Raw genomic sequence first — 12765 nt, 5'->3', positions numbered from 1 at the left:
AAATGTTTAGCTATTCCTCTTCCGATTGGCAGCGGCGTTTCGACGAACCCGAAAAGCCCAGCCGAATCATTGCGCATCACGATGAACGAGGCCCTTTTGCCAAGGATCGCGCTCGAGTATTGCATTCGGCAGCATTGCGTCGGCTAGCTGATAAGACTCAGGTAGTAGGACCACGTGACGGAGATACCCCGCGGACTCGATTGACGCACTCACTCGAAGTTGCACAAATCGCGCGCGGGATCGGTACGGGGCTTGGCCTTGATGCCGATCTTTGCGAAATGGCTGGTTTGACACATGATATTGGTCATCCGCCCTATGGACACAATGGTGAAAAAGCCTTGGCAGAAATTGCTCAAGATTGTGGTGGTTTCGAAGGAAACGCCCAAACACTGCGTATTTTGAGCAAACTCGAGCCCAAAATCGTTGATGACCACGATCAGTCCTACGGCCTTAACCTCACTCGTGCTGCCCTTGATGCTGCGTGTAAGTACCCGCGGACCAAAACTAATCCTGATGGCAGCGTGAATAAAAAATATGGCTGCTATGACGAAGACGTCCATATTTTGCAGTGGGTGCGTCAAGGCCACGAGGACACTTCGGCGTGTGTGGAAGCCCAAGCAATGGATTTTTCCGATGACATCGCCTACTCCGTTCACGATGTCGAAGACGGGATCGTGTCGGGGCGAGTACACCTTGGGGTGCTATGGGATTTTGTTGAGCTTGCAGAGCTTGCAGAAAAAGGTGCACGAGCTTTTGGTGGCACTCCAGAAGCGCTTGTCGACGCCGCTGACCATCTTCGTGAACTACCGATCATTTCTGCTGCTGCTGATTTCGACGGATCACTGTGTGGCTATGTTGACCTTAAAGCCATGACATCTCAATTAGTTGGCCGATATGTGGGTGCGGTTATTGAAGCATCGCGCGCAGCGAGCCCGACGGGGGTGTTTGGACGTTCCACAGGACAAGTAGTTGTTCCAGATCAAGTGCTGGCTGAAGTCACCCTACTCAAAACTATTGCCGTTTTATATGTCATGGATGATCCCGCACACCTACAGCGCCAAGATCGCCAGCGTGAGCGTATCTACCGTGTGTATGACTACCTCGTAGCCGGTGGTAGGGGAGCATTAGATCCCATGTTCCACCTGTGGTGGGAGCAAGCAGAATCTGAAGCTCAGCGCCAGCGAGTCATCATCGACAATATTTCTTCGATGACAGAATCACGCTTGGAACGCGTCGCAAAGCAATCTGCCGAACTCAGCAGCTTTATGGGGTGACGACGAGGGAAACGCGCTCGTCGACAAGCACATGCATCACGCGCTCTGAGTCAGCCACCGAAAGTTGCCACGAGCTGCAATTGATACGAGTTACATGGAATTCACGCAAGACATCCGCCAGCCCATCAAGGTTGCGCGGTGCGCTGCGAGAAGGCCCTAACTGGGCCATCACACTCGCGTAAAACTCGTCGAGGCTGCGGATACGAGAAACAGAAATACTAGTGGGCATTAGGGATCTCACAGAAACTCTCATAATGGTCATCGGTGTAATACCATTGTTGCGGGCTCGTCTTAGAACCACCACCCGTAATAATGCGGCGCTCACCGCGATGACGCAGACCTGGGGTTTCTACCGTGTACTCACGATAAAAATTGCGATCCTTCCGCGGTAAATACCCCTCATAATTGCCAAAGCGCACACCGTCATTGTCTGGGTAATCAAACGGGCCGCCCGCAGTGATATCCGCGATCGTATCTTTTACCTGCGATGGTAAGGATTCTACAGGGCATTCGCCCTCGTGAGGCCGGATAGCAGAGGTGGCTGGTGCCTTCTCAGGTGAGTCCTGAGAAGGCTGCAGGCCGAAGTATCCAGCGGCAACTGCTATGGCAAGACCCGCAACGGCGGCAACCAGCGACTGTGGTTTTTTATGAGAAGGCGTAGATTTCGCACCAGACATGAGCACCATTGTCGCACATCAAAGAATGAGATGCTGACCTACTACCTGCAGAAACTGCACTAGCACAAAGAATGCAATATAGTGCGATGTATGTGTGGAATCGTTGGATTTGTAGGCAGGGCATCGGTACCTGACCGTGATTATTTAGCTCTCGATGTGGTTCTCGAAGGGCTGCGTCGATTGGAATATCGAGGATACGATTCCGCAGGCGTTGCCGTAGTTGCTGACGGTGCTGTGAGCTTCCGTAAAAAAGCTGGCAAGGTGCAAGCCCTAGAACAAGAACTGGAAGCAAGCCCCATGCCGCAATCGTGCCTAGGTATTGGGCACACTCGGTGGGCAACCCATGGTGGCCCTACCGATGCCAATGCGCACCCACATGTTGTCGATGGTGGCAAGCTTGCCGTCGTACACAACGGCATCATTGAAAACTTTGCTGAACTAAAATCCGAACTATTGGGCTTTGGGCACAACTTCGTCTCAGAAACGGATACGGAAGTAGCCGCAACCCTGCTCGGGCACATTTTTAATAATGAGGCCAACAAAGACCTCACTCGTGCCATGCAGCTGACCTGCCAGCGCCTAGAGGGAGCTTTTACCCTTCTAGCAATTCACGCAGAAACTCCGGATCGCATTGTTGCAGCGCGTCGAAACTCCCCACTTGTTATCGGCGTGGGCGAGGGCGAAAACTTCCTCGGCTCAGATGTATCTGGGTTTATCGACTACACCAAGAACGCTGTGGAGATGGATAACGACCAGATCGTGACCATCACTGTCGATGGCTATGACATCACCGACTTCCATGGCAATCACGCCGAAGGCAAGCCATTTGTGGTGGAGTGGGACGCACAAGCTGCTGAAAAGGGTGGCTATGAGTTCTTCATGGAAAAAGAAATCCATGAGCAGCCTGCTGCCGTTCGAGATACCCTCATGGGGCGTTTCGACGAGTCCGGCAAGCTCACCCTAGATGAGTTGCGTATCGACGCATCTACGCTGCGCAGCATTGACAAAATTATTGTGATTGCTTGCGGTACCGCAGCATATGCTGGTCACGTTGCGCGTTATGCCATCGAGCATTGGTGCCGTATCCCAACCGAGGTGGAGCTTGCACACGAGTTCCGCTACCGCGACCCCATTGTGAATGAGAAGACCCTCGTGGTGGCTTTGTCACAGTCGGGCGAAACTATGGATACGCTCATGGCTGTTCGCCACGCACGCGAACAAGGCGCGAAGGTGATTGCTATTTGTAACACCAATGGTTCTTCCATTCCTCGCGAATCAGACGCCTGCCTATATACCCATGCAGGACCAGAAATTGCTGTGGCCTCTACCAAGGCATTCTTAGCGCAGATCACCGCAACATACCTTTTGGGTCTGTACCTAGCTCAGCTGCGTGGCAACATGTTTGCTGACGAGGTCAATGCTGTTCTGGGTGAGCTCCGCAATATCCCTGACAAAGTATCGGCAGTTCTTGATGGGGTAGAAGACCAAGTAAAGACCTTGGCGCAGGACATGAAGGATGCAACCTCGGTGTTGTTCCTCGGCCGCCATGTTGGTTTCCCTGTGGCCCTAGAAGGCGCACTGAAGCTCAAAGAGTTGGCTTACTTGCACGCCGAAGGTTTTGCCGCTGGTGAGCTCAAGCATGGTCCTATCGCACTGATCGAGGAAGGACAGCCCGTCTTCGTTATCGTTCCGTCGCCACGCGGCCGTGATTCTTTGCATGCGAAGGTCGTGTCCAACATTCAAGAAGTCCGCGCACGTGGTGCCATCACGGTCGCTATCGCAGAAGAAGGCGATGATGCTGTGGAGGCATACGCAAACCACATCATTCGCATTCCACAAGCGCCGACCTTGATGCAGCCACTGTTGGCCACCGTTCCACTGCAGATTTTCGCATGCGGTGTTGCAGCAGCCAAGGGATTCGACGTGGATCAACCACGTAACTTGGCCAAGTCTGTGACGGTGGAGTAGAACACTCACTATGGCAGGCAAGGGTCGAATACCAGATAGTGACATTCAGGCGATTCGTGAGCGAACCCCCATCGAGGAAATCGTAGGGGAATACGTTCAGCTTAAGCCTGCCGGAGCGGACTCTCTGAAAGGTCTGAGTCCGTTCAAAGAAGAGAAAACGCCGTCATTTCATGTGCGGCCCAACCATGGATACTTCCACTGCTTTTCTACCGGAAAAGGTGGCGACGTTTTCTCCTTCCTCATGGAGATGGAACAGCTAACTTTCCCAGAGGCTGTAGAAGTCTGTGCCGAAAAAATTGGCTACCAGATCAATTATCAGGGTGGAACCACTGGGGCTCGACGCGAAGAACCAGGAACACGCAAACGCCTTATTGAGGCAAACCGTGTGGCCCACCAGTTCTATCGACAACAACTAGAAACCCCAGAGGCAGCAGTTGCTCGCCAATTCCTCCTCGATCGGGGTTTTTCACAGCAGCATATCTATGGCTTTGAGTGCGGTTATGCACCCGAAGGCTGGGATACCATGACCAAATTTATGCTGCGCAAGGGCTTTGAATTCAAAGAACTAGAAGCAGCAGGACTATCCACTATGGGACGACGCGGCCCAATCGACCGCTTTCATCGTCGATTGCTCTGGCCGATTAAGTCAGTGTCCGGTGATGTGATTGGTTTCGGTGCACGCAAGCTTTTTGACGACGACAAACTCGGCAAGTACATGAATACCCCCGAGACGTTGTTGTACAAAAAGTCAAAAGTGCTCTTTGGTCTAGATCTGGCGAAAAAATCTATCGCTAGCCAACACCAAGCTGTAGTCGTGGAAGGCTACACGGATGTGATGGCGATGCATGCAGCGGGAATCACCACTGCGGTGGCAGCCTGTGGCACTGCCTTCGGCGAAGAACACCTACAAATCCTGCGTCGATACATGCTTGACGACGCCTACTTCGCTGGATCCCTTATCTACACCTTCGATGGTGATGAAGCCGGGCAAAAAGCTGCCATGCGTGCCTTCGAGGGTGACCAGAAATTCAGTGGACAGTCCTATGTGGCCGTTGCCCCCGATGGCATGGATCCATGCGATCTGCGCCTAGCAAAAGGCGATGCTGCAGTTCGTGACTTGGTGGCACAGCGCGTTCCTATGTTCGAATTCATCATTCGAACTTTGATTTCGGAATATCCCTTGGACTCAGTGGAAGGCCGGCTCCAAGCGTTGCGACGTGCCGTGCCCATTGTGGCGTCGATACGCGACCGTGCTCTAAAAACTGAATATGCCAGATTGCTTGCCGGCTGGGTGGGTTGGCCTGATCCTAACGAGGTTTTGCAACAAGTCCGAGCCGAAGAACGCCGACCTAAAACCCAACCTCGTCAGCGCAGGGCAACCCGTATCGACTCTAATAGTCAGCCAGCGATGATTCAGTCCATGTTGGTCATGCCGGACCGAAAAGAGCCACGGCTATGGCCGCAGCGAGAGGGCCTCAAAATAGCGCTACAATACCCCGAACACGCAGGGGAGCACTTTGATAGCCTTCCCGACGATGTGTTTACCCACGAGTCCTATGCGGCAGTCAGGAAAGCAATCGTGGCCGCTGGTGGATGCAGCGATGCGATTCGTGGATCGACGTGGCTCGACGCTGTCCGTGACAATGTTCACGACATGGTGGGTAAATCGCTGGTCTCTGAACTGGCCGTAGAAGACATCATTTTGGACGAGTGGGGGCTCGAAGCTCACACAGATACCACGCTGGCGCGATTGATGGAACAACGCATCGGCAACCAAATAGCCCAGCTCAAAGGGGTGATGCAGCGCATGCGTCCTTCAGAAGATATGCAAGCGTATAACTCCTTGTTCGCGGATATCGTGGCTCTGGAACAAACCCGCCGTGAACTTCTAGAAAAGATTTTTAAATAGAAAAAGTGCCGCAAAGGTGTTGTCCTTTGCGGCACTTTTTCTATCTTCTTAAGAAGCGAAGGTGACAGGAACCTCGGTCACATCGCGGAAACCTTCAGTGTGATCGCCAAAGACCTTGATTACACACTTATCGGTCTTGCAGTCAACACCCTGACCGGTGGCTGCAGCGGTCAGGGTCACCGTAGCAGTGCCATCGGAGTTAAGTATGGTGGTGCCCGTGCCGTCAGCCTTGATCCACGCCTGTGCGGAAGTGTCTGCGTGCTGTCCGGTGCATAGAGGTGCTGGAGCACCAGTAGGCGTAGCGGCGTTACAGATAGCGGCGTAGTACCCAACTTCTGGGTTCAGGCCAGAAAGCTCTACAGTGATGTTTTGGCCATTGGTGAGGTTCTCGGTAGCGGAAGCCTTAATTTCAGCATTCTTGTCGTCGCTAGGGGCTGCCATAGCAGATTCAGAAGCCGCAGAAGGCTGAGCAACCTTGGCGCTGGTAGCGGTATCTACCTTGGTGTCCGAATCTATTTGGTGCGGGGGAGAGCAAGCAGAAATTGCAGCCCCGAGAGCCAAAATAGCAGCTGCGGTAGTGAGGGAACGGCGAATGCGGTGAGTCATAAAGACTTCCAACCTTTCAGGGAGTAAAGACGTATCTACGTTGGTATCGAGCATACGGTAAGGGGGCACTTACTACCACCCCCGCACTCTCCTAATCGTGATCGGGTTCCAAGATCACGGAGTCGTCGTTACGTCTGAGGTTTTTGACCTCTTTCATACGAGGCTGCGGATCAAGCTTATTGGCAATCGCCTTGCGAGTAGCCGAAACAGCCTTGTGCGTCACTGGAGAAGAGACTGCCGCCTGGTAGCCCCTCTTGATTTGCTCGTAGCGACGACGGCCCGCCTTCGTTCCAAAGACATATCCGGCGGCTGCTCCGACGATGAACTGAATCATAGTTATCCCTCACATGTCGATATAGGTAGTCACACTCAGATCAACTTCCCACAATAGCGAGATTCGAGGCTGAGGGAGTGTAGAGATGAAATAGCCGGTGCTCTTTGTTGAAAGAACACCGGCTATTTCTGTGGGGCCACCGGGGCTCGAACCCGGGACCAACGGATTATGAGTCCGCGGCTCTAACCGACTGAGCTATAGCCCCACGCCTTCATGTGAAGACTGTAGTCATTATAAACAGAAAACTAGCCTTAAGTGTTAACCGAAATTTAGTGTGTTTAAAAATGCCCTTTGACCTCGTGATTTGCCACATGTGTACTTGAGTGGATATAGTTTCATCTCGTTGCAGGGAACATCGCAAAGGAAGTTCCAAGAGCAACTGATCCCCCATAGCTCAATTGGCAGAGCATTCGACTGTTAATCGAAGGGTTACTGGTTCGAGTCCAGTTGGGGGAGCAGCATTCCCCAGTGTTTAGGCGCTGGGGAATTTTTTTATGTTGGGTTTATCGCAGTGGGCTCCGTTATGATTACCCGCGTGCATTCAGTAGATCCCCATATCCTGACGATGTATCAGACCTTTGATCTCATTGGCGTCGTGCTCAACGGCGTGATTGGTGGGACCATTGCGCGACAACGAAACTACGATGCGGTCGGCTTTGTCTTCCTTGCGCTGTTTTCCGCCCTAGGAGGCGGTATGCTTCGCGACGTCCTCATGCAACGCGGTACTGCTGCTGCCATCGCCGATTCGCGCTATTTGGCACTTGCAAGTGCAGGTGCGGTACTCGCCTTGGTGATCCACTTTCAAGGCCGTGCGTGGGAAATTTTTAAATCTACGGGCGACGCCATCATCTTAGGAGTGTGGGCTGTAACTGGGTGCGTGAAAGCACTGAGCTTTGGCATGCCACTGACAAGCGCGGTATTCATGGGTGTGCTGACAGCTGTAGGCGGCGGAATGATTCGCGATATCTGTACTGGACAAGTACCGGGAATTTTTGGTGGTGGCCCGCTCTATGCCGTGCCTGCGCTGGTTTCAAGCGTAGCAATGGTGGGATTTTATACGCTCGAGCACAACGCGCTGGGGATGATTATTTCGCCGATTCTAGGTAGTGGGCTCGCCATCATTGCATATTGGCGTGGTTGGATTCTATTCCGCAGCACCGAGTGGGCGCCCGTCAATATGACTGCGGCTCAGGTGGCAGCCTTGGTGCGGAGATCGGAACGACGTGGCTTTAGGCGCGGGCGAAAAACTCACCAGCCGATAACTGGTGAATTCCCCGTACAATCGGGAGAATGAACTACCTTGAGCGTTTGGTTGAGTTGTGGCCTGTAGAACAATGTTCTGCAGCTGTAGTGACATCTGATGCGGTAACTACCGCAGGCGGTGGAAACATACGCTATGAACTCGCAAGCGTGACCAAACTCCTGTCCACTTATGCGGTGCTCATCGCCATCGAGGAAGGCGCGTTTGCTCTCGATACTCCATGCGGGCCTGAGGGTGCTACAGTGCGACATTTACTTGCTCATGCGTCGGGTGTGGGCTTTCGAAGCACCGACGTGTGCAAGGCGCCGGAGCAGCGTCGGATCTATTCTTCCTATGGTTTTGAGCTTCTAGCCGACGCAATCGCTCATGAGGCCGATATGCCGTTTGCGCAGTATCTCGACGAGGCGGTGTGCCAGCCGCTAGGAATGACGCATACTCAGCTGTGGGGTTCGGCTGGGCATGAGAGCTATTCCACGGTCAACGACCTTGTGCTCTTTGTCCGTGAGATTTTGCAGCCAACTTTGATCGCGCAAGAAACATTTGTTCAGGCATGTACTGTCCAATTCCCAGAGCTTCATGGGATCGTGCCAGGCTATGGCATGTATAAGCCGTGTCCTTGGGGGCTCGGATTCGAGATCAAGGGAGAGAAGAACCCGCACTGGACAGCCGCGGTCATGCCACACACCACCGTGGGGCATTTTGGCCAAACAGGAACGTATTTGTGGGTAGATCGAGAATCTCAGCGTGCAATGGTTGCACTAACCGATCGTCCCTTCGGGGATTGGGCAAAGCCGCTGTGGGCTGAAACAAACGCTGGAGTGTGGGAGCATCTCGATCAGTTAAACCTCTAGTTGTACTTGAGAAAACAGGGGATGAAGTGACACTTTAGGGTTGGAAACTGCCCCCAGAGCGCGGTAAAAAGGGCATACCTTTTCACGACAGGGTCCGTTGGGGAAGACGAAACCCGTCTTACAGTGCACACTGTGCGGTGCGCTGGTTGACAGTGGAAACGGTTTACCCATGCACGAAGAAACATATGCAGTGCTTCGCGTAGAAGCAATGCCACGACAATGGCGTCAAGCGCTAGAAAACGTGATGGCAAAAACTATTGCCAGCCCGCCGCCCAGCGCGATGCCAGGGACAGATCCGCTAGAAGCGGTCTGGTTTACCCCGTGGCGCACCAACTCGTGGCAGCCCAACACAGTGGACTGCCGTCAGGTGCTCAACGGGACGTTGGATGAGCTTCGCGTGCTGAGCCAAGAAATAGCTGCATTGGCAGCTACCCAGGGTTTTAGCGCTTGCGTAGAGTTTGTTTAACGCGGTTCGGAGTCGGCGTAATGGCCGTCGCCGAAGGGATCGAGGATGCAATCCGCTAGGTCGGCGATCGAGTTGACGATGCGCGTTGGACGGAACGGATATTTGTCTACTTCAGCGTCGTCGGAGATGCCGGAGCGTACCAAAATAGTGCGCATACCGGCTTCAAGTCCGCAGCGCACATCCGTGTCCATGCGGTCACCAATCATCACCGTTGATTCTGAGTGAGCCTTGATATTGTTCAATGCGGTACGCATCATCACGGGGTTTGGTTTACCCACAAAGTAAGGGTTCTTACCGGTCGCTGCGGTAATCAACTGAGCTACAGCACCCGTCGCAGGCAAAATTCCTTTGGGGGCAGGGCCTGTGACATCTGGGTTAGTGCAGATGAAACGAGCACCCTCACGAATGAGATTGATGGCTGTAGTGATTGCTTCGAAAGAATAAGTACGGGTTTCTCCTAATACGACGAAGTCAGGGGAGGAGTCGGTCAAAATCCAACCGGATTCATGTAACTCTGTGGTTAATCCAGATTCTCCTACCGCATAGGCAGTTCCGTGCTTCGTTTGTTGCGCTAAAAATGTTGCTGTCGCCTTGGCCGATGTCCAAATGCGGTCTTCGGGGATGTCGAGTCCGGTAGCGCGCAAGCGAGCAGATAGATCTCGTGGGGTGTGGATCGAGTTATTGGTCAACACCATAAAGTTGATGTTGTTATCTTTGAGGCGTTTTAAAAAAACATCGGCACCAGGGATCATGTCGCCCTCTTTGATGAGGACACCATCCATGTCGCTAAGGTAAGAAACTGTCATGCGGGGTTCGCTTCCTTTCTTCGAGGAGCTATTGGTTTATTGATCAATCAAGTGCATCAAGTCATGCACCGTACGAGCCGGAAACACGTCGGCGTCGTGAAGCTCGATGCCACTTTCTTGCTCAAGGCGAACTGTGATCTCAATACGATCCAAAGAATCGACCCCAGCATCTTCTAAAACGGTATTGGGAGTCATCTTCTCGGGATCAAGACCTACGCGTTTGAGCACCGCACATACCCGCGAAAAAGCGGTCGCTTCCTCTTGAGAATTTGAAGAGGGCTGATCGGATTGCAACTTCAGTAGTTGGTCTTGCAAAGATGCCAAGGGGATACGTCTCCTGCACAGGGGGTAACAACAAGTATGACTTTACGCAGGCGTAGCATTTAATGCATGCGACTGCCTCGATTGACTTCCAAGGGACGGCGTCGGCAAGTCTTAGCACGCGCTAAAAAGATGCCCGTCGGTCCCGTTCATTTTTTCAGTGAATCCCGCGTAGCCAATGGTATTCATTACTACCTTGATGGACCCGATGACGCAGAGGTCACCATCGTTTTTATCCACGGTTTCACTCTCGCTGCTTCTGCATGGCACCTCCAAGTCGCGCATTGCGCTCCGAATGCACGCTGCTTGCTGATGGACCTAAGAGGTCACGGTGACACCGGAGAATTCTCAGTAGGAGAGTGCACTATCGACGGCGCAGCTGACGACGTCTCCTCCGTAATCGCTGCAGCACACATTAAAGGGCCGATCGTCATAGTTGGACACTCACTCGGCGGAATGGTGGCGATCAACCTATTAGGACGCTACCCAGAAATTAAGCAACAGACTGCCTCTGTCATCTTGGTCGCTACCGCAATTGAGTCTTTTGCCAGCCAAGGAGTCCCCCAAGTCCTTGCTTTACCAGTGGTAGAAAAAGTGCGCAATGCCGTAGAAGCATCACCCACAGAAACTGCTCGATTACGCGAACAAATCGCCGCCCTCGTCGCACCCACCCTTGCTATGACGGTATTCCAAACACCGATGCCACGCGAGATCGTCGACTTTCACGCAACGCTGATTAACGACACACCATTGTCAACGTACGTAGGGTTCTTGGACGATTTGCAAGAACACGATGAGATCGACAATGCGCGGGCGCTAAGCGGCATCCCAGGGGTCGTAATTGTGGGAGAACAAGACGCTGTGACTCCACAGAGTCAGTCGGAACGCATCGTATCCCTGTGGTCCGACGCAGGATTACAAATTGCACCTAACGCTGGACACATGATCATTCTGGAACAACCAGCGATCGTCAATAAAGCTATCGACCAGATGGTGCAACAAGCAGCTCAGAATGTGCAGAAGGACGACTCATAAGCGCCCATACTACATAGACGACTGGAATAACGAGCCACGCCAACACAGAGCGCATGTCGAGGAAACCGCGTGCCCATGGTGTGTGCTCGTAGAACCATGAAGCGTTATAGAACAACGCCCAAAACGCCAACCACATCACAGGGTGACGCATGGGGGAATCCTTCCTCACAATCGTCATAGCAAGTGGCAACAACCAAATGCAGTAATAACCCTGAACAAGGCCACTCGACATCAACATTGCACAGAACAACACACCGATGGAACTAAACGCCCAAAAGACGGCGTCGGAACGCTTCCATTTAATAAGTGCAACAACTGCGATAAGCGTAACCAGCCACAACAGAACAATTGCGGTGGTTGTAACACCCGAACTCCAGCCATAACGCATAGCAACACCCTGCAACGAGCCATTATCGTAACTACGAGGAGTGCTGATATAGGGCAACAATTCCGAGAAATAGTCACTGGGTTGATTCATAAAAACCCATCCCACAGCAAACAACACAATCACTACACCTGCGCCCACGAACAGCACTGAAAAATGTAATGTTAGCAAGCTAATCAACGCCATGGCGAGGAATTGCGGTTTGATGGTGATACATACACCCAGCGCAACACCTGCGATCCAGACCGGATACTGTTGCAGTTCGCGGAAAAATGTCCGCACAAGTCCTACAGGTTCAGTTCCCACGCGAAGCGTACCCCACACATAAACCACCAACATGAGCAGCAAAAAACCATTAATGTTGGTCAGCCCTAGGGTGCTCACTATCGGCTCATGAGGATAGAAAAACGCAATGACAAAAATCGGTAGCCACAGGGAAGACCACGTACCCGTGAGCATTCGCGTGGCTAGCGCTAGAGCAAACAAGATACAGACAGCTCCGAGGAACATCATGACCCACGTAGCAAAGGTTTTATCGCTAAATAATCCAATGGGACTCAAAAGTGCAGTCGCGCCGGGTGAGTAGAGATAGTGGGGATCGACAGTGGAATAGTCTTCGTCGTAAACCCGCGCACCAGCAGTAAACTTTTTGACCGCATTCCAAATGGGCGTGAAGTCACTTCCAATTCCTTGAGAAGGCAGCACATATACAGTACGAACCACAAAAGGTACCGCTATGATCCATGCAATGATGGTGGCAAAGTGTTTCTTCCACGTATGTACGTCCATGCGTATATAGCTCCTCGTACAGCCCCAGCTAGAGAGTCGGTGTGCGCCACCTCGAACCAGCTGATTTAGACTGGCAAGGTACA

At 52.6% G+C, this 12765-nt stretch carries 14 protein-coding genes and 2 tRNA genes; 8 read left to right on the top strand and 8 right to left on the bottom strand.

Annotation, left to right across the window (positions count from 1 at the left end; all coding sequences use genetic code 11):
* Window positions 1-2 precede the first annotated feature (2 nt).
* Window positions 3-1274 (top strand): deoxyguanosinetriphosphate triphosphohydrolase, encoded by a 1272-nt coding sequence (locus tag ABMV07_RS09525; RefSeq protein ID WP_088266803.1) that lies wholly within the window; start codon window positions 3-5, stop codon window positions 1272-1274.
* Here the strand turns inward: ABMV07_RS09525 and ABMV07_RS09520 are convergent.
* Both ABMV07_RS09520 and ABMV07_RS09515 read right to left on the bottom strand, forming a co-directional pair.
* On the bottom strand, window positions 1264-1503 hold the full coding sequence (locus ABMV07_RS09520) for a hypothetical protein (protein WP_374064530.1): 240 nt from the start codon (window positions 1501-1503) through the stop codon (window positions 1264-1266). The genes ABMV07_RS09525 and ABMV07_RS09520 overlap by 11 nt on opposite strands.
* On the bottom strand, window positions 1493-1960 hold the full coding sequence (locus tag ABMV07_RS09515) for a ribonuclease domain-containing protein (protein ID WP_088266801.1): 468 nt from the start codon (window positions 1958-1960) through the stop codon (window positions 1493-1495). The genes ABMV07_RS09520 and ABMV07_RS09515 overlap by 11 nt, the downstream gene beginning before the upstream one ends.
* Before the next feature lie 81 nt (window positions 1961-2041).
* Between ABMV07_RS09515 and glmS the strand changes: the two genes are divergently transcribed.
* The gene (glmS, locus tag ABMV07_RS09510) at window positions 2042-3919 is read left to right on the top strand and encodes a glutamine--fructose-6-phosphate transaminase (isomerizing) (protein ID WP_196977517.1); all 1878 of its coding nucleotides are present in this window, start codon (window positions 2042-2044) and stop codon (window positions 3917-3919) included.
* 10 nt (window positions 3920-3929) lie between these two features.
* A complete protein-coding gene (gene dnaG, locus ABMV07_RS09505) occupies window positions 3930-5828 on the top strand; it encodes a DNA primase (protein WP_088266799.1) in 1899 nt (632 codons plus the stop codon).
* A 48-nt stretch (window positions 5829-5876) separates the two neighbouring features.
* Here the strand turns inward: dnaG and ABMV07_RS09500 are convergent, their stop codons facing one another.
* The 3 genes from ABMV07_RS09500 to ABMV07_RS09490 form a co-directional block, all read right to left on the bottom strand.
* On the bottom strand, window positions 5877-6434 hold the full coding sequence (locus tag ABMV07_RS09500; RefSeq protein WP_088266830.1) for a neocarzinostatin apoprotein domain-containing protein: 558 nt from the start codon (window positions 6432-6434) through the stop codon (window positions 5877-5879).
* A 91-nt stretch (window positions 6435-6525) separates the two neighbouring features.
* Complete coding sequence (locus ABMV07_RS09495; protein ID WP_196977518.1) at window positions 6526-6768, bottom strand: hypothetical protein; 243 nt, start codon at window positions 6766-6768, stop codon at window positions 6526-6528.
* Window positions 6769-6899: 131 nt separating this feature from the next.
* A tRNA-Ile gene (locus tag ABMV07_RS09490) sits at window positions 6900-6973 on the bottom strand.
* A gap of 178 nt (window positions 6974-7151) precedes the next feature.
* On the opposite strand from ABMV07_RS09490, the gene ABMV07_RS09485 reads away from it, so the two are divergent.
* The 4 genes from ABMV07_RS09485 to ABMV07_RS09470 all read left to right on the top strand — a co-directional run bounded on the left by ABMV07_RS09485 (window position 7152) and on the right by ABMV07_RS09470 (window position 9346).
* A tRNA-Asn gene (locus ABMV07_RS09485) sits at window positions 7152-7224 on the top strand.
* Window positions 7225-7291: 67 nt separating this feature from the next.
* Entirely contained in the window at window positions 7292-8062 is a 771-nt protein-coding gene (locus ABMV07_RS09480) for a trimeric intracellular cation channel family protein (RefSeq protein ID WP_088266829.1), read from the top strand.
* Window positions 8059-8880: a serine hydrolase gene (locus ABMV07_RS09475; protein ID WP_197691739.1), complete on the top strand. Its 822-nt coding sequence runs from the start codon at window positions 8059-8061 to the stop codon at window positions 8878-8880. Before ABMV07_RS09480 ends, ABMV07_RS09475 begins: the two co-directional genes overlap by 4 nt.
* Window positions 8881-8977: 97 nt before the next feature.
* Complete coding sequence (locus tag ABMV07_RS09470) at window positions 8978-9346, top strand: hypothetical protein (RefSeq protein WP_197691738.1); 369 nt, start codon at window positions 8978-8980, stop codon at window positions 9344-9346.
* Here ABMV07_RS09470 and ABMV07_RS09465 read toward each other — a convergent pair.
* Together ABMV07_RS09465 and ABMV07_RS09460 are read right to left on the bottom strand one after the other, a co-directional pair.
* Complete coding sequence (locus ABMV07_RS09465) at window positions 9343-10152, bottom strand: HAD-IIA family hydrolase (protein WP_088266796.1); 810 nt, start codon at window positions 10150-10152, stop codon at window positions 9343-9345. The genes ABMV07_RS09470 and ABMV07_RS09465 overlap by 4 nt on opposite strands.
* 36 nt (window positions 10153-10188) lie before the next feature.
* Window positions 10189-10476, bottom strand: a complete 288-nt coding sequence (locus ABMV07_RS09460; protein WP_199325316.1) for an acyl carrier protein — start codon at window positions 10474-10476, stop codon at window positions 10189-10191.
* Between the two features lie 66 nt (window positions 10477-10542).
* Here ABMV07_RS09460 and ABMV07_RS09455 point away from each other — a divergent pair, with 66 nt between their 5' ends.
* Window positions 10543-11508: an alpha/beta fold hydrolase gene (locus ABMV07_RS09455; protein WP_374064529.1), complete on the top strand. Its 966-nt coding sequence runs from the start codon at window positions 10543-10545 to the stop codon at window positions 11506-11508.
* Here the strand turns inward: ABMV07_RS09455 and ABMV07_RS09450 are convergent.
* Window positions 11453-12682 carry a glycosyltransferase family 87 protein gene (locus tag ABMV07_RS09450; RefSeq protein ID WP_374064528.1) on the bottom strand — a complete coding sequence of 410 codons (1230 nt, stop codon included), beginning with the start codon at window positions 12680-12682 and terminating at the stop codon, window positions 11453-11455. The genes ABMV07_RS09455 and ABMV07_RS09450 overlap by 56 nt on opposite strands.
* Window positions 12683-12765 lie beyond the last annotated feature (83 nt).

Origin of the sequence: Corynebacterium belfantii (assembly GCF_041898185.1) — a bacterium.
Lineage (GTDB): Bacteria > Actinomycetota > Actinomycetes > Mycobacteriales > Mycobacteriaceae > Corynebacterium > Corynebacterium belfantii.
The sequence above is the reverse complement of the archived record's forward strand: the minus strand, read 5'-3'. Positions and strand labels throughout refer to the sequence as shown.